The following is a 15,867-nucleotide window of genomic DNA, read 5'->3' on the forward strand; positions in this document are numbered from 1 at the left end:
AGTGACATGGCTTATGCTGAACTATTTTGCCAAAGCAATTTCTCATTTCTGACGGGTGCTTCTCATGCTGAAGAACTTATTCAGCACGCAGATTTTCTACGCTATCGTGCTCTCGCGATTACCGACGAGTGTTCAATCGCTGGCGTCGTGAGAGCTCATACCGCCATCAAAGACCGAAAGCTTGGTATCAAACAAATTGTCGGCAGTATGTTTTGGCTCAATGGTGAGTGCCAAGTTGTGCTTTTGTGCCCAAATCGCCAGGCATACGCTGAGCTGTGCCGAATCATTACCAATGCCCGCAGGCGCAGTGAAAAAGGCAGCTATCAGTTATCTGAATGGGATTTAATGTCCGCGAAGCACTGCCTTATTCTCTGGCTTCCAACCGAGGAAGACAACAATGCCTATTGGGGAAAGTGGCTGAAGCAATATCATCAAGGTCGTTTATGGATTGCCGTTCAACGCCATCTTGGCGCGAACGACCATCACTATATTTCGCACTGTCAGGAACTGGCTCAACAACTGAGTTTGCCCATTACTGCATGTGGCGGAGTTCTGATGCATACGGCCACGCGCCTTCCATTGCAACATATTCTGACGGCCATCAAGCACAACCAGAGTGTCGAACACATTCAGGCTCATCTAATTGGCAACACTGAACGGGCACTGCGCAGTAAAACAAAGCTCGCCAAAATATTCCCAAGTGAATGGTTAGAAGAGAGTGTACGCATTGCTGAACTGTGTCACTTCAAACTGAGTGATTTGAAATACGAGTACCCAAGTGAATTAATTCCAGATGATGTCAAACCTATGGAACATCTGCGTCAACTGGTTGAAAAAGGCAAGCTTGTTCGCTTTCCCGAAGGCGTCCCTGACGATATTCAGGCAACCATAGATAAAGAACTCTCTCTGATTGAGGAACTCAACTATCCGTTCTACTTTCTTACCATTCACGACATCGTTATGTTCGCCAAAAGTAGAGGCATTCTATACCAAGGACGAGGGTCTGCCGCTAACTCTATTGTCTGTTACTGCTTAGAGATAACCGCTGTCGACCCTCGCCAAGTCGCGGTGTTATTTGAACGATTTATTAGTAAAGAACGCCAAGAGCCGCCAGATATTGATGTGGATTTTGAACACGAGAGACGTGAAGAAGTCATTCAATACCTGTATCAAAAGTACGGTAGAGAGCGCGCAGCATTAGCCGCCACGGTTATTACTTATCGTTTAAAAAGCGCCATTCGGGACGTCGGCAAAGCATTAGGCATTAGCGAAACTCAGCTCGATTTCTTTATTAAGAATATTAATCGCAGAGACAGAAATCTTGGTTGGCAAGCTCAAATCATTGAGCTTGGGCTTCAGCCGCAATCCCATAAAGGGCAGCTGTTTATCGAACTAGTGAACGAGATCCAGTCGTTTCCACGCCATCTATCCCAGCATGTAGGTGGTTTTGTCATTTCCGCAGGTCCGTTATACGAACTCATTGCTGTGGAAAATGCGGCTATGCCTGAGCGAACGATTATTCAATGGGATAAAAACGATTTGGAAAGTCTGGGGCTAATGAAAGTCGATGTATTAGCTTTGGGCATGCTAACTGCTATTCGTAAGTGCTTTTCCATAATTGAGCATCACCATCAACGAAAGCTCAGCATCGCAGACATCACTCGCCTAAAAGATGACGAAAACGTGTATGGCATGATACAGCGCGCAGATACCGTAGGCGTGTTTCAAATAGAATCGCGTGCACAAATGAGTATGCTGCCACGCTTAAAGCCCCGCACTTATTATGATTTGGTCATACAGATCGCCATCGTTCGCCCAGGTCCAATTCAGGGAGATATGGTGCACCCGTTTCTTAAGCGGCGTAATGGCATTGAAAAAACCACTTTCCCATCTCAAGAAGTGAAAGACGTTTTAGACCGTACCATGGGAGTGCCTATTTTTCAGGAGCAAGTGATTAAAATTGCTATGGTTGCAGCAGGTTTCAGTGGAGGCGAAGCAGATCAGCTTCGCCGTGCTATGGCGTCTTGGAAGAAAAGTGGCGAACTGGATAAATTCAGACCTAAATTGATAAATGGCATGCTGGCACGTGGCTATGAGAAGGAGTTTGCTGAACGGATTTACGATCAAATTTGTGGCTTTGGGGAATACGGTTTCCCAGAGAGTCATTCGGCATCATTCGCGGTTTTGGCATATTGTTCTGCATGGCTCAAATACTATTATCCGGAAGCGTTTTACGCCTCGTTGCTCAATAGTTTACCTATGGGGTTTTATAGTCCTTCACAACTGATTCAGGATGCTCAAAGGCACGGCATTGTGGTTCTGCCTGTTTGCGTTAATCATTCCGCTATTGAGCATCAAGTCGTACGCCACCAGCAAGGCTTTGCTATTCAGCTCGGTCTGCGTCTGGTGAAAGGGTTAAGCAACTCAGGAAGCGAGCAACTGCTACGCGCTCGCCCTACTGGCGGATTTCAGCATGTTAACCAGCTAAAAAATGCAGGAATTAACCAGAAAGATATGGAATCACTGGCCTCTGCCAATGCCCTGCATCGTTTGACCAATAACCGTTACGACACCCGTTGGGCGATCATGGATTCTCTTTCTGACCTGCCGTTATTTGAGCACTATCAAGAAGATGAACGCCTAATTCAACACTCACCTACAGCGATGGAAGATCTGATAGAAGATTATGCGTCGTTAGGATTGTCCCTCAACCAGCATCCGATCACCTTATTAGACAAAGCTGGTCTATTGGGCAAATTCACTCGTCATAAAGACCTGATAAATCTTCCACATAAATCACTTGTGACCGTTGCAGGAGTTGTCACCGGACGACAAGCACCTGGAACTGCCGCTGGCGTAACGTTTTTCACACTAGAAGACGATACCGGAAATATTAATACCGTTGTTTGGCAAGCCACAGCCAGAGCACAAAAAAGTGCTTACATAAGCGCAAAAGTATTGATGGTTAAAGGGATTGTCGAAAAAGAAGAGAATGTGGTGCATGTGATCGCGGGAAAACTGATTGATATCACCGAACATTTAACGTTGCTTCAAAGTCGCTCTCGAGATTTTCATTAAGCCAGATACTATTAAATACTGAGAGGCAGTATTTGAAGATACAAAAAAGCGCTGAATATTCAGCGCTTTTTTTACTCTTATAAAACTTCTCGAAGTCGTTCTTGAGCCACCTGCACCAACAAGTCGGGCTGGAACTTAGAGATGAATCGGTTACAACCAACTTTCTGAACCATCGCTTCGTTAAAGCTGCCACTCAAAGAGGTGTTCAAAGTAATAAACAGGTCTTTCATACGAGGGTCATTGCGAACTTCATGAGTTAAGCGATAGCCGTCCATTTCTGGCATTTCAGCATCTGTAATCATCATCAGAAGCTCATCATTGATGTTTTTACCCGCATCACACAAAGATTTGAGGAAATTCAAAGCTTCCAAACCATCTCGGCATTCAATGATGTTGAGACCAAGTTGTGACAAGGTATCTTTAATCTGGTTTCGTGCAGTTGAAGAATCATCCACGATTAAAACATTGCGGCCTACCATTTCACCCAAAATATTGTGGTCAAGCAGCTCTTCAGAAATAGAAACATCGTACTCGATGATCTCTGCAAGCACTTTCTCAACGTCAATAATTTCAACGATATTGGTTTGGTTTTGCTCTTTAATTTGAGTAATGGCAGTCAAATAGTTTGAACGCCCCGCTGATTTTGGCGGCGGCTCAATCTCTGTCCATGCAGTGTTAACAATGTTGCGAACTTGGCCAACGAGAAAACCCTGAGTAGTACGGTTGTATTCCGTAATAATGAGGTTTTGCTCTGGCTTTTCTAATCGAGATGGTGGGAAACCAATCGCTTGGCGCAAGTCGATAATCGGTACTGGCACTCCGCGAAGTGTTGCAACACCTGTAATATTGCGATGCGAGCCTGGCATTTTAGTTAGATGAGGCACTTTAATCACTTCTCTAACTTTAAATACGTTAATAGCAAACAGTTGACGGCTGTTTAAGCTAAAAAGCAATAACTCAAGGCGGTTTTCGCCAACCAAGTTAGTACGTTGATCGACTGAATTTAAAACACCTGACATAGAAAATTCCGCAAACTATTAAAACCCAATAACAGTATAGCTACAAAGGATAAATGTAAATGATAGTGCTCAAGGTAATGTGATAATTATCCTTCAACCACCTTCATCAGCAGCAAACCATCATACAAGGCTTGCTTGATAAGCGCGGCACCTGGCATCGTTGCCTGCTTATAAAAACGAGACTCCACCAACTTTAAATCCTGATGGTAAACAGGAAGACTTTGCTGTTCGATACAATGCTGAATTGCCGGATATAAGACGCTTTTTGCCTGATTGATAACGCCGCCAATAAGAATTTTTTCTGGGTTAAATAGGTTTATAACGATGGCAATCGCCGCACCTAAATAAGCACCAAGCTGCTCAATTACTTCAACTGCAAGAGGATCTCCTTCTGCAGCCGCTGAACAGATATCTTCTATCGTGATTTCTGCTATTTCACTTAAACTTGAAGCTTCACCATTGGCAATACGTTCTGCCACTTGTTCTCGAATCGCTTGAGAACTGGCAACCGTTTCAAGACAACCAATATTCCCACAGTGGCAACGCTTACCATTGCGATCAATTTGAATATGCCCTAACTCGCCAATATTGCCGTTACGACCTTGCAGTACTCGACCATCAAGAATGATACCAGCACCTAAACCATGGTGGATTGAAATCAGAATTGAATTATCTACATCTTGCGAATGGCCAAATAACTTTTCCGCCAACGCCCAAGCACGAGTGTCGTTAGCAATAAACACAGGCAGCCCAGTGGCTTTGTAGATTTCAGGGCCTAACGCTAGATTACTCACATTGTAGTGAGGCATCTGTAAAACGATACCTTTTTCCGAGTTAACTAAACCCGGTAAGGTGATGGCAATGCTCGTTACACGGTCTAGTTGGTCAGCATAAGTTTGGAAAAACTCTTCAACTTCAAATAAAAGACGCTGAAGCACATCGTCTTGATCAATTTCATGAATTTCGATTTTAGTATCGATCAGAACTTCGCCACCAAGCTCATGAAGGGCTATGGTTAAATATCCTCGTCCAAGACGCATAGAAAGGAATTGCCAACCTTCATTATTGGTCTGTAAACCTACGGCAGGACGACCACGACTGATAGCTTCTTGAACCGTTGTTTCATGAATTAGGTGCGCATCAATAAGCTCGCGAGTAATTTTGGTAATACTTGCAGGCGCGAGTTCGCTCTCTTTCGACAGATCGATACGAGATATCGGACCTTTCTGGTCAATCAATTTATACACACGACCAGCATTGACCTGCTTAATGTGGTCAATATGGCCTGGTTGAGCCATGTACATAGTACGCTCCAAAAAACAACAACCTGCCAATTTTTTTACTTTGCGAACTAATTGTGAAGGGCTTTGGTAAATACCCGTGACCAGCATCACGTATATACTCGGAACTTTGTGTATTCAGTCAAATTGTCAGGTTTGAACAGGCTCGATATCTGTATTTGAAAAACTTATTTTCAGAGCAAAATTATTTATTTTCACTGAGCATTGCAGCTAAATTCCTACAAAATTCTCAGACTTATGTAACAATTTTATAACCTTCATCTCAGGTAGTATTGGGTGTTGTTTATACTTAAAAAATCCTCGATACCTTATCTGCCCGATCACTGTAGGAGATCACCATGAGTTCAGGTCAAAGACGTACCAAAATTGTTACCACACTCGGCCCATCCACAGATAAAGAAAACGTACTAGAACAAATCATAAAATCAGGGGCAAACGTAGTACGGATGAATTTCTCACACGGTTCTGCGGATGACCATAAACAGAGAGCACAGAAAGTTCGTGAAATCGCAGCAAAACTTGGAAAACATGTGGCGATTTTAGGTGATTTACAGGGCCCTAAAATCCGTGTATCCACATTTAAAGATGGACCAATTCAACTCAATGAAGGTGATCGGTTCATCCTTGATGCTGAACTAGCTCCCGGAATGGGCGATCAAGATTCAGTAGGTATTGACTATAAAGCCCTGCCTAACGATGTCAAAAGAGACGACATCCTTCTGCTTGATGACGGTAGAGTACAACTACAAGTATTGTCTGTTGAAAACAATAAGATTTTTACCTCCGTCTTAATTGGTGGCCCTTTATCGAATAACAAAGGTATCAACAAAAAAGGCGGTGGTCTTTCCGCAGATGCACTGACCGAGAAAGACAAACTCGATATCCTTCTCGCGGCTGAAATTAAAGTGGATTACCTCGCCGTTTCATTCCCTCGCAACGGAGCAGATATGAATTTTGCTCGCCGTCTTGCTCGAGATGCAGGCTTGGAAGCGGGGTTAGTAGCGAAAGTAGAGCGTGCAGAAACCGTCTCATGCGATGAAAATATTGACGATATCATCATGGCATCTGACGTGATCATGGTTGCTCGCGGCGATCTTGGTGTCGAAATTGGCGACCCAGAACTCGTGGGTGTACAGAAAAAGCTGATCCATCGCGCAAAAGCACTCAACCGCGTAGTGATTACCGCTACGCAAATGATGGAGTCAATGGTAACCAATCCAATGCCAACCCGTGCCGAAGTCATGGACGTAGCGAATGCCGTACTTGATGGTACCGATGCCGTAATGCTGTCAGGAGAAACGGCTGCAGGGAAATACCCTGTTGAAACGGTAAAAGCGATGGCTGAAGTCTGTATCGGTGCGGAAAAAACCATTGAGTCTAACCAACAGAACTATCGTATCGACCGTTCTTTTGCTACCTCAGAAGAAACCATAGCAATGTCGACCATTTATGCTGCTAACCATTTGGAAGGTGTGCAAGCCATGGTTACACTGACGGAATCAGGGCGCACGGCACTCATGACTTCTCGTTTGAATTCAGTCTTCCCTATCTTTGCAATGTCACGTAATGAACGCGCGCTTAACCGCTGTGCGCTATACAGAGGTGTCACTCCGTACTATTTCGATAGTAAGCAAGAAGAAGGGTTTACTGCAGCTCAATCTGCTTTGAAATCTCTCAAAGAGAAAAAACTGCTAGAGTTTGGCGACTTAGTTATCATCACACAAGGTGATGTAATGGAAGTTGAAGGTTCAACCAACTGCATGCGTATTTTGCCAGTATTCTAACTACGCCCCTTGTTACCCAGTAATAACTCACTCTCGATTATGTAGAGTGAGTTATTCGCCAATTTCCAGAGAATTAAAATCTGCACGAATAATGCGTTCTGCTTTAATCTCACGAGCCTGCAAGAACAAATTGATAAAACGATTTCCGGCTTCGACACCTAGCTCATAATCGTGTAACAGGTCTTCTTTGTTACTTAACAGAGAGGTCGATTTCAGAGGACTACTTGGAGCAATCTGCACAATAAACACATCATCCGGTGGTGAGCTGAGAAATTCTCTGGTTAAAGAGTAAGTCTGATAATGCACCATCAACATATCTGCTAGCCCTGAATCAAACTTATCTCCAAGCAAATGGCTCAATCGGTAAATATCATCCGCACCAAATAACCAACGCCCACCATTCAGTGTTTGTAAGTGTTTCTGTTCGCTTTTTAATTCTTTGGAACGCTCAATCTGCTGTTGGAAAAAGCGATTCCAGTCTTGCTTCCATTGGCCTAATCGATTTTGCCACTGATTTTGAATGCTGTTAAAGGAATCTCTGAACCATTTAATTTCTTCCTGCCGTGCTTTCTCATTCTGAATTAACAGATCTGATTCAGAATCGATTTCTTCTGTTCTGATCACTGTTATAAAGCGAGCTTCCCGACGCCAAGCCTCCTGAACTGGAATCGAAGCAGACACTCCTCCATCAATGTAGAGCTTATTGTTCAACTCGACTTGCTTGGGATACAAACGAGGAATCGCGCATGTCGCTCTCATTACATCCTTCCAGTTACTGCCTAGCATGGGATAGTACTCATCACTGAGCGTTAATGAAGATGTAACAGCCGCCATTGCTTTTCTCGAGCCTAGTGCCCTACGTCCCATGTCGATGTCCATTTGAAACGGGAAACCGCAAATTTTCTCCAACGCCCAATCTAGATCCATGTATTGCTTTTTACGGATGTAACTGAAAAGGTGGAAAAACTCAGGTGTAGTGGTGAGCTCGGTAATGAAAGCTTTGCCTAGGCCATGTTGGCGGCAGAGAAACGCGCTGATATTCAAGGCACCTGCAGAGGTACCGTAAAATTCATCGAATGGATCGAAGTTGGCGAGATTAAAGGCATCAAATACACCGGCAGTAAATATTCCTCTCTGACCACCACCTTGAGCAACCAGAGCGTTTTTACCGCCGATGAATTTGGATAGTCGAATCACATCGACTTTGTTATCTAAATTAGAAACAGTTCCACCATTAGGCATAAGTAGAACCCTTATCAGTTAGTGTGTTATTGCGATCAATCCAAAACCGACAAGTACCGCGAAGATAACGGCAGTAGCAAGTACTGCAAACTTTAGATCATGTTCCATACAGACCTCCTTTTACTTAACAAATTAATAACATAGGTAAAGGAAGCCATCAAGAATTGCCAGTTTTTCAGCTACAATTATGCAATTGCCCTCACAATAACTCAATCACCATATCGCTTGTTCGATAAAGCTTGAGAACCAAAGAACAAGCCAAAATAGCTCTATATTCGCTAAGGTTTCTATCTTTATCTTCTTATTTTAAATAAAGAGTGAAAGGTGGAGGTATTCACTGGTGATTGTATATTTTTCAGTCATACACACTACTGTTTTTAATAGTGATATCAATTGCAAATGCTGAAAATGAGCATCAATTGAGCCAGACATGAACAACACAGCAATATATTAAACCAAAATAAGGCACATTCATCGCCCTATAAAACTATCGAAACACAAAAAACTAACATTTATGATCTATTGCTATTAACAGAACAAATCTGTAGTCTCGGTACCACGCGTAGCTGATTATTTCAGATTTCGCAAACACACATCAGATAATAAAGAACAAAACTCTGAGTTTTCTTAAGGCAAACAAAATTTAATACTAACTTTTCACCGATTCATGGACGATAGATAAAATATTGCGCAGTTCTATAGAACGCTAAAAAATATCGACAGTAACCATGTTCGCCAGTGATAGCCATAAAGAAGCTTCAGACCTCAGAGTGTCGTAAAGGAGTAAAACATGAAGCGAGAACAATGGGGATCCCGAGTTGGGTTTATCCTAGCTGCAGTGGGCTCTGCAATCGGTCTTGGAAACATTTGGCGTTTCCCTTACATGGCTTATGAAAACGGCGGCGGCGCATTTTTCATTCCTTATATCTTCGCACTACTTACTGCGGGTATCCCATTCATGATCCTTGAGTTCAGTATGGGTCAGAAAAACCGTGGTTCAGCACCGTCTACACTGGCTAAAATCAATTCTAAGTTCGAATGGTTAGGCTGGTTCCAAGTCGGTATCGCTGCGGTTATTGCAGTTTACTATGTCGCTGTTATTGGTTGGGCTATCTCTTACTTTGGTATGTCGTTTACTCAAAGCTGGGGCACAGATACTAACGCATTCTTCTTTAGCGAGTACTTGGCGCTAGGCGACAACTCACCAACCAATCTTGGTGACATCCAATGGAACATCGCATTCGCTATGTTCATTGCTTGGGCAGTTACTTATGCAGCTATCGTAGGTGGCGTAAAAGCGGGTATCGAGCGCGCATCTAAGATCATGATGCCGATCCTATTCATCATGGTATTGTTCCTAATTGCTCGTATGATTTTCCTTCCTGGTGCGCTTGATGGTGTGAACTACATGTTCCAACCTGACTTCAGCAAAATTTGGGACGTGAAAGTTTGGGCTGCTGCTTATGGTCAGATCTTCTTCACTCTAAGTATTGGTTTTGCAATCATGCTTGCATATTCAAGCTACCTGCCAGAAAAATCAGACATCACAAACAACGCGTTTATGACTGTGTTGATCAACTGTGGTTTCTCAATCCTTGCAGGTATCATGATTTTCTCAGTGTTGGGTTATATGGCTCAAGAGCAAGGAAAACCACTAACAGAAGTTGTTTCTGCAGGTGTAGGTCTAGCATTCGTAACGATTCCAGCGGCTATTAACCTTCTACCGATTCCTTACATCTTAGGTCCAATATTCTTCCTAGCATTGGTTGTAGCAGGTTTAAGCTCGCATATTTCAATCATGGAAGCAGTAACATCAGCGGTTATCGACAAGCTAAACTGGAGCCGTAAGAAAGCAGCGAACGTTGTTATCGGTTCTGGTCTAGTTATCTCAATGGCGTTTGCAACTAACGGCGGTCTATTGCTACTTGACCTAGTTGACCACTTCGCAAACAACGTTGGTATCATGGCAAGCTGTTTCGTTGAAATCGCACTAATGACATGGTTGCTAAAAGTCTCTGACGTACGTAAATACGTGAACAGCATTTCTGATTTCAGCGTAGGCGTATGGTTCGATATCTGTTTACGTTTTATCACTCCAGTGATGCTAGCTATCATCATTGCAACAAAACTTATTGCACTGTTCACTGAAGGCTACGGCGGTTACGACCTGACTCTAGGTTGGGCAATCATTATCGTTCTACTTGTATTTGGTGTACTGGTTAACCTATTAAGCCGTAAGGAGGCAAAATAATGACTGCTAGCGCAATTATTATGATGATCATTGGTCTTGGTATTACTTGGGGTGGCGCAGCTATCTGTATCAAGAAAGCGATGAACAAATAATTCATCCAGCTAAAGAAAAACCGGCATAGCGCCGGTTTTTTATTTGCTACAGATAGAGGAGCTTCTTCCTCTAGCAATAATTTTTCTCAACTATAGGTCGAATGACTAATTCATCTACGCTAGAAATGCCGTTTTGACTCGCCATAAACAGAATCGCATCCACCACCTGCTCAGGGTCTAAATACTCTGGGCGTTCTGCTGCTCGGAAAGGAGTATCCACTCCACCTGGATAAATTGCACACACTTTCACACCATGCTCCCTAGCTTCTTTTCGGAAAACCTTCGTTAAGGCATCGATACCCGCTTTTGAGGCTGTATAAGCACCAATCCCTTCATTGGAAAATCCGCATACCGTTGACAGAACGTTGATGACAATGCCCTGCCCTCTAGGCTTCATCGAAACATTGTAAACTTCCTTCATAAAAACGAATGGAGACATCATGTTCAGTTGTACTAACCCCATTAGATCATCGACTGATAAGTCTGCGATAGCGCTTCTCGAAGTATTCGCACCAGCGCAATTTACCAATACATCAATGCCACCCAGTTTCTCACTGGCTTTAGCAACAAAGTGATCGACCAACTCGAAATTTGTCGCGTCAAAGGCTTGCGAGAATGTTTGGCTATCACAAGGTGTAATTTCAGAAACTAATTCATTGAGTTTGCTTTCGGAACGTCCACAGAACGCCACATTGGCGCCCTGCTCAATCAATCGCTTTGTCAGCAAACGTCCAATACCGGATGTCGCTCCCGTGACAATAAAGTTCTTATTTCTAACATCCAGCATCAGATATCCACGCTCTTGTTCAAATAGGATTAAATTCAGCCATGCCAGCATGGCTGATACAGTTTGCCTATATGATACGTTTAACTACCTAGAAGCGAAAAGGCGGGCAATCACATAACGAACGAAATAGTCTTGAGATTAAAAGTGGTACGTCAGACCTAATGCCGCTCCGATTTGCAGTTCAGGGCCGCCATAAAAATTGACTTCAGGGTGTACCTGACCATAAAGGTTAAAACGGTTGTTGAACTGCCAATTAATACCTAACGGTAGACGAGCACCAAAATCATCTTCCCATTCAGCCCACGCGCCGCCTCCAACGTACCAGTCAAAAGGTACATCTGGACTGTTAAAACTCCCCTGCGCAAAAATGTAATCAAACGCTGCGCCATCATTACCCAGAATGAAGCGATATTGGTCGTCGATTTCAAAGACAACACTGAGCTGCTGGTCAACTGCCATGCCGACTTCAAAGCCTTTATTTTGTTGTGCATGAACAGCGAATGAAGTGCCAAGTAGTAAGGCGACAATCCCTAATTTCTTCATATGTAATTCCAAATACCATTGCTATACAAAAGTATAGACGGTACCCAAGCGGCAATTGGAGTGTGTCATTATCAGGTAAGGGAATATCAGGAATTTGTAGGAATTCACGCACAAAAAAAGGAGACCGAAGTCTCCTTTTCTATAGGGGAAAATATTTCTGAGGATTAACCGTGGTTACGGATCCACTCATCCATATCTGTTTTAAGGTTGTCAGACTTAGTACCGAAGATAGCTTGAACGCCACCAGATACTACAACTACGCCTGCTGCACCAAGTTTTTTCAGTTTGTCTTGGTCAACAATTTCAGTATCAGCAACTGATACACGTAGACGAGTGATACATGCGTCTAAGTTAGTGATGTTCTCTTTACCACCGAATGCAGCAACAAGTTCACCAGCCATTTCAGTACCAGTAGTCGCTGATGCAGATTCTGACTCGTCTTCACGACCTGGAGTTTTAATATCCATAGCGCGAATAACGAAAGTGAACACTACGTAGTAAAGAACTGCGTAAGCGATACCTAGGCCAACAAGCAGTAACATGTTTTCAGCACGTGGAGATTGAACCACGAAGTCGATGAAACCGTTAGAGAATGTGTGACCGTGAACAACACCTAGAGAGTTCGTTAGCATGTATGCAACGCCAGCTAGTACTGCGTGAATTACGTATAGTACTGGAGCGATGAATAGGAACGAGAACTCGATTGGTTCAGTAATACCTGTTAGGAATGAAGTCAGAGCTGCAGAAGCCATGATACCCATTACTTTTGCACGGTTTTCAGGTTTAGCGCTGTGTGCAATTGCAATAGCAGCAGCTGGAAGACCGAACATCTTGAATAGGTAACCACCTGCTAGCTGACCGAAACCGTTACCCGCTGCGCGAGAAGCGTCATCAGCAGTAAGGAAACAAGTCATGATACCGTGAGCAACTTGACCAGCAGCGTTAGTACAAGTACCTGCTTCGTAGAAGAATGGTACGTTCCAAATGTGGTGTAGACCGAATGGAATTAGAGAACGCTCAACAATACCGTAGATACCGAATGCAGTAACAGGGTTTTGGTTTGCTGCCCAATCAGAGAAAGATGCAATCACGCTACCAATTGGTGGCCAAATGATAGAAAGAACTACACCAAGACCAATTGATAGGAAACCTGTGATGATTGGCACTGCGCGTTTACCAGCGAAGAAACCTAGGTACTCTGGAAGTTGAATTTTGTAGAAACGGTTGAATGCCCAAGCAGCAACACCACCCGCTAAAATACCACCTAAAACACCAGTTTCGATGTGGCCAACACCCATTGTATCGCCCATTACGTTTAGCGTTGCAATCATGATACCGTAACCAACGATAGCAGACAGACCTGAAACGCCATCGTTGTTAGTGAAACCTAGAGATACACCAACTGCGAAAAGAAGTGCCATTTGGCCGAAAACTGAACCGCCAGCTTGTTCCATTAGGTGTGATACAACTTCTGGTATCCAGCTAAAGTTCGCCGCACCCACACCAAGCAAAATACCTGCAACTGGTAGTACTGATACTGGTAGCATCAAAGACTTACCAACTTTTTGCAGGTTAGCAAAAGCGTTTTTAAACATGTTTATGCTCCTGATTAAGTTATTAGAATTTTAGGGTTCTAACGGCACACCCCCGTAGCCTAAATGTTAGCACCCAATGAAAATGTAACCACAAAATGTATTATATTTTCCGCCTCTAAATATATATTGATGCTCCTCATGGTTTCTACTTAGTTACGAAATTAAGTTTCAAAGTATTAGACAGATCACAATCAGATCTGACCTCTGAAAAGCATTACACTACATCTATCCATTTGTTTTTAATGAATTTAAAAGTTAAAACCAATAATTTCACTGCGTAAATAAAATTAGTCGCCATGTTATTTTATGTAACAAAATTACATTAGTTTGTTTTTGCCTCTCAAAATCAACAGATTTAGTAAACAACATAATTATTTTTACGATCATCTAAATTTTTCAATAAAAAAAGGAGCAATCGCTCCTTTTTAAATCAAATGTTGATTTCTATCGCAAAAAAAGATCTTGGTAGTTTTGGGTTGTTTTTTCAGCGATTTCAGAAAGTGAGCACCCTTTTAACTGAGCAATGTAAGCGGCAACCTCAACAACATAAGCTGGTTGATTCTCCTTTCCACGATGTGGAACGGGAGCAAGATATGGAGAGTCCGTTTCAATCAGCAAGCGTTCTATCGGCAGAGCTTTCACTACTTCCTTCAGTTCTGTTGCTTGTCTGAAAGTAACAATCCCTGAGATAGAAATGTAAAAACCCAAATCCATAGCCGCTTCCGCAAAAGCGAGATCTTCAGTGAAACAGTGGATCACGCCACCACAACGCTCTGCTCCACCTTGTTTTAGCATCTCTAAGGTGTCTTTTCGCGCATTGCGAGTATGAATAATCAGCGGCTTATTAAGTGCAACCGCGGTTTCGATTTGCTGGGAAAAACGTAATTTCTGCAACTCTGCTGTTTCTGGCTGGTAATGATAATCCAAACCAGTTTCACCTATCGCAACCACCTTAGGGTGTTTCGCATATTCGTGGAACTTATCTAGTGCAAACTCACTCTCTACATCTAATGGATGAACACCACAAGAGGCATGGACATTTTCAAATGGCGTGATCATTTCAATCATGTCCGGGAAAGAATCAAGCGTAACTCCAACCGACAATAGCTGTTTTACATTCGCTTGAGCGGCTTTGTTCACGACATCCGATATATCCGTGTGTAAATCTTGATAATCCAGTTTATCCAGATGGCAGTGAGAATCTACAAACATGTTTCCTCGTTAAATTTAAATATCCAATCCATAATTAAAAGCTCGCTGTTTAGACCAGTGAAATGGCGTAGCTTTTCAATTAAAGTGGCAAGTTCTGAACTTTGCTTTTCTAAAACAACATAGCTCAATACTGACGATAGAGTATGACAACCGGGAGTAAAGTTTGGCTGGACAACACCAAAATGAGCTTTTTGAGCATCAGTAAGTAAGTACCAAAGCCAAGTTAAGCGCACAACTGGTGACTCATTCAGTTTGCTCGCGCATTTGAGCGCAGCTTCCGTATTGCCTTGAACCGCAGCAATCAGGCTCTCTTCAATAGACTTATACACCTCTAAATCACTGGCCTGAATAAAAGCTTTAGTCTGTACTGGTGCATCACCATTAATATGAGCAACATAAGGCGGAACCTGCTCACCCAATTCATTCTGTAGCCACTGAGTGACAACAGAAGATTGCGGATCGGGAATCGTAACTTGCTGACATCGACTCACAATAGTAGGCAACAAGGCACTGGCTTTGGAAGCAATGAGAACAAACACGCACTTCTCTGGCGGCTCTTCGAGTGTTTTCAATAAAGCGTTAGCAGCAGACTCGTTCATTGCCTCGGCAGGTTCAATTACAAACAGGCGATAACCTGAGAGCTGGGAGGACTCCTGAGCAATACGATTACACTGGCGTATCTGCTCTACTGTAATCGCCTTCCCTTCCTTCTCCGGCTTTACGACATGGTAATCTGGGTGAGTACCCGATTGCATTAAATCGCAGCCATGACAAAAACCACAAGGTTCACTGTTGGAAGTGCTACACATCAATGAACGAGCAAACTGCTCGGCCAACTGAAACGTTTCTAAACCGGGAGAAGATGACAGCAAGGTAGCCGAAGCGAAGCTGTTATTGTCTAGCTGATGCTTCCAGTTATCCCAACTGCTTTGTAACCAAGAATGGAGTTCTCGCATATTGCTC

The 15,867-nt window shown here is 43.1% G+C and carries 13 protein-coding genes; 4 read left to right on the forward strand and 9 right to left on the reverse strand.

Annotated elements, in window-relative coordinates; all coding sequences use genetic code 11:
* The first annotated feature begins 6 nt into the window (after positions 1 to 6).
* Complete coding sequence (locus HKI82_RS08555) at positions 7 to 3,078, forward strand: error-prone DNA polymerase (RefSeq protein WP_171137759.1); 3,072 nt, start codon at positions 7 to 9, stop codon at positions 3,076 to 3,078.
* Between the two features lie 77 nt (positions 3,079 to 3,155).
* On the opposite strand, the gene HKI82_RS08560 is transcribed toward HKI82_RS08555, so the two are convergent.
* Together HKI82_RS08560 and mlc are read right to left on the reverse strand one after the other, a co-directional pair.
* The gene (locus HKI82_RS08560) at positions 3,156 to 4,097 is read right to left on the reverse strand and encodes a chemotaxis protein CheV (protein WP_042483549.1); all 942 of its coding nucleotides are present in this window, start codon (positions 4,095 to 4,097) and stop codon (positions 3,156 to 3,158) included.
* A gap of 86 nt (positions 4,098 to 4,183) precedes the next feature.
* A complete protein-coding gene (mlc, locus tag HKI82_RS08565; protein WP_102940756.1) occupies positions 4,184 to 5,401 on the reverse strand; it encodes a sugar metabolism global transcriptional regulator Mlc in 1,218 nt (405 codons plus the stop codon).
* A gap of 335 nt (positions 5,402 to 5,736) precedes the next feature.
* On the opposite strand from mlc, the gene pyk reads away from it, so the two are divergent.
* Positions 5,737 to 7,182 (forward strand): pyruvate kinase, encoded by a 1,446-nt coding sequence (gene pyk / locus HKI82_RS08570; protein WP_171137760.1) that lies wholly within the window; start codon positions 5,737 to 5,739, stop codon positions 7,180 to 7,182.
* 51 nt (positions 7,183 to 7,233) lie between these two features.
* Here pyk and HKI82_RS08575 read toward each other — a convergent pair whose 3' ends face one another.
* Positions 7,234 to 8,424, reverse strand: coding sequence for a patatin-like phospholipase family protein (locus tag HKI82_RS08575; protein ID WP_112403927.1), 1,191 nt, complete (start codon positions 8,422 to 8,424; stop codon positions 7,234 to 7,236).
* Between the two features lie 18 nt (positions 8,425 to 8,442).
* A complete protein-coding gene (gene cydH, locus HKI82_RS08580) occupies positions 8,443 to 8,532 on the reverse strand; it encodes a cytochrome bd-I oxidase subunit CydH (protein WP_171137761.1) in 90 nt (29 codons plus the stop codon).
* Between the two features lie 682 nt (positions 8,533 to 9,214).
* On the opposite strand from cydH, the gene HKI82_RS08585 reads away from it, so the two are divergent.
* Both HKI82_RS08585 and HKI82_RS08590 read left to right on the forward strand, forming a co-directional pair.
* Positions 9,215 to 10,675 carry a sodium-dependent transporter gene (locus HKI82_RS08585; RefSeq protein ID WP_102940760.1) on the forward strand — a complete coding sequence of 487 codons (1,461 nt, stop codon included), beginning with the start codon at positions 9,215 to 9,217 and terminating at the stop codon, positions 10,673 to 10,675.
* Positions 10,675 to 10,767 (forward strand): MetS family NSS transporter small subunit, encoded by a 93-nt coding sequence (locus HKI82_RS08590; RefSeq protein ID WP_112403926.1) that lies wholly within the window; start codon positions 10,675 to 10,677, stop codon positions 10,765 to 10,767. The genes HKI82_RS08585 and HKI82_RS08590 overlap by 1 nt, the downstream gene beginning before the upstream one ends.
* A gap of 70 nt (positions 10,768 to 10,837) precedes the next feature.
* On the opposite strand, the gene HKI82_RS08595 is transcribed toward HKI82_RS08590, so the two are convergent.
* The 5 genes from HKI82_RS08595 to holB all read right to left on the reverse strand — a co-directional run bounded on the left by HKI82_RS08595 (position 10,838) and on the right by holB (position 15,860).
* Positions 10,838 to 11,605 carry an SDR family oxidoreductase gene (locus HKI82_RS08595; protein WP_112403925.1) on the reverse strand — a complete coding sequence of 256 codons (768 nt, stop codon included), beginning with the start codon at positions 11,603 to 11,605 and terminating at the stop codon, positions 10,838 to 10,840.
* Positions 11,606 to 11,692: 87 nt separating this feature from the next.
* Positions 11,693 to 12,097: a hypothetical protein gene (locus HKI82_RS08600; protein WP_102940762.1), complete on the reverse strand. Its 405-nt coding sequence runs from the start codon at positions 12,095 to 12,097 to the stop codon at positions 11,693 to 11,695.
* Positions 12,098 to 12,261: 164 nt separating this feature from the next.
* On the reverse strand, positions 12,262 to 13,692 hold the full coding sequence (gene ptsG, locus HKI82_RS08605) for a PTS glucose transporter subunit IIBC (RefSeq protein WP_102940763.1): 1,431 nt from the start codon (positions 13,690 to 13,692) through the stop codon (positions 12,262 to 12,264).
* 444 nt (positions 13,693 to 14,136) lie between these two features.
* Positions 14,137 to 14,904, reverse strand: a complete 768-nt coding sequence (locus HKI82_RS08610) for a TatD family hydrolase (protein ID WP_171137762.1) — start codon at positions 14,902 to 14,904, stop codon at positions 14,137 to 14,139.
* Positions 14,895 to 15,860 carry a DNA polymerase III subunit delta' gene (gene holB, locus HKI82_RS08615; RefSeq protein WP_102940765.1) on the reverse strand — a complete coding sequence of 322 codons (966 nt, stop codon included), beginning with the start codon at positions 15,858 to 15,860 and terminating at the stop codon, positions 14,895 to 14,897. The genes HKI82_RS08610 and holB overlap by 10 nt, the downstream gene beginning before the upstream one ends.
* Positions 15,861 to 15,867 lie beyond the last annotated feature (7 nt).

The organism is Vibrio plantisponsor (genome assembly GCF_013041605.1).
Taxonomy (GTDB): Bacteria; Pseudomonadota; Gammaproteobacteria; order Enterobacterales; family Vibrionaceae; genus Vibrio; species Vibrio plantisponsor.

Bases quoted from the DNA above. Each gene is read 5' to 3' on its own strand.
- HKI82_RS08555 (WP_171137759.1), top strand. From the start codon at position 7: ATGGCTTATGCTGAACTATTTTGCCAAAGCAATTTCTCATTTCTGACG.
- HKI82_RS08560 (WP_042483549.1), bottom strand. From the start codon at position 4,097: ATGTCAGGTGTTTTAAATTCAGTCGATCAACGTACTAACTTGGTTGGC.
- mlc (WP_102940756.1), bottom strand. From the start codon at position 5,401: ATGTACATGGCTCAACCAGGCCATATTGACCACATTAAGCAGGTCAAT.
- pyk (WP_171137760.1), top strand. From the start codon at position 5,737: ATGAGTTCAGGTCAAAGACGTACCAAAATTGTTACCACACTCGGCCCA.
- HKI82_RS08575 (WP_112403927.1), bottom strand. From the start codon at position 8,424: ATGCCTAATGGTGGAACTGTTTCTAATTTAGATAACAAAGTCGATGTG.
- cydH (WP_171137761.1), bottom strand. From the start codon at position 8,532: ATGGAACATGATCTAAAGTTTGCAGTACTTGCTACTGCCGTTATCTTC.
- HKI82_RS08585 (WP_102940760.1), top strand. From the start codon at position 9,215: ATGAAGCGAGAACAATGGGGATCCCGAGTTGGGTTTATCCTAGCTGCA.
- HKI82_RS08590 (WP_112403926.1), top strand. From the start codon at position 10,675: ATGACTGCTAGCGCAATTATTATGATGATCATTGGTCTTGGTATTACT.
- HKI82_RS08595 (WP_112403925.1), bottom strand. From the start codon at position 11,605: ATGCTGGCATGGCTGAATTTAATCCTATTTGAACAAGAGCGTGGATAT.
- HKI82_RS08600 (WP_102940762.1), bottom strand. From the start codon at position 12,097: ATGAAGAAATTAGGGATTGTCGCCTTACTACTTGGCACTTCATTCGCT.
- ptsG (WP_102940763.1), bottom strand. From the start codon at position 13,692: ATGTTTAAAAACGCTTTTGCTAACCTGCAAAAAGTTGGTAAGTCTTTG.
- HKI82_RS08610 (WP_171137762.1), bottom strand. From the start codon at position 14,904: ATGTTTGTAGATTCTCACTGCCATCTGGATAAACTGGATTATCAAGAT.
- holB (WP_102940765.1), bottom strand. From the start codon at position 15,860: ATGCGAGAACTCCATTCTTGGTTACAAAGCAGTTGGGATAACTGGAAG.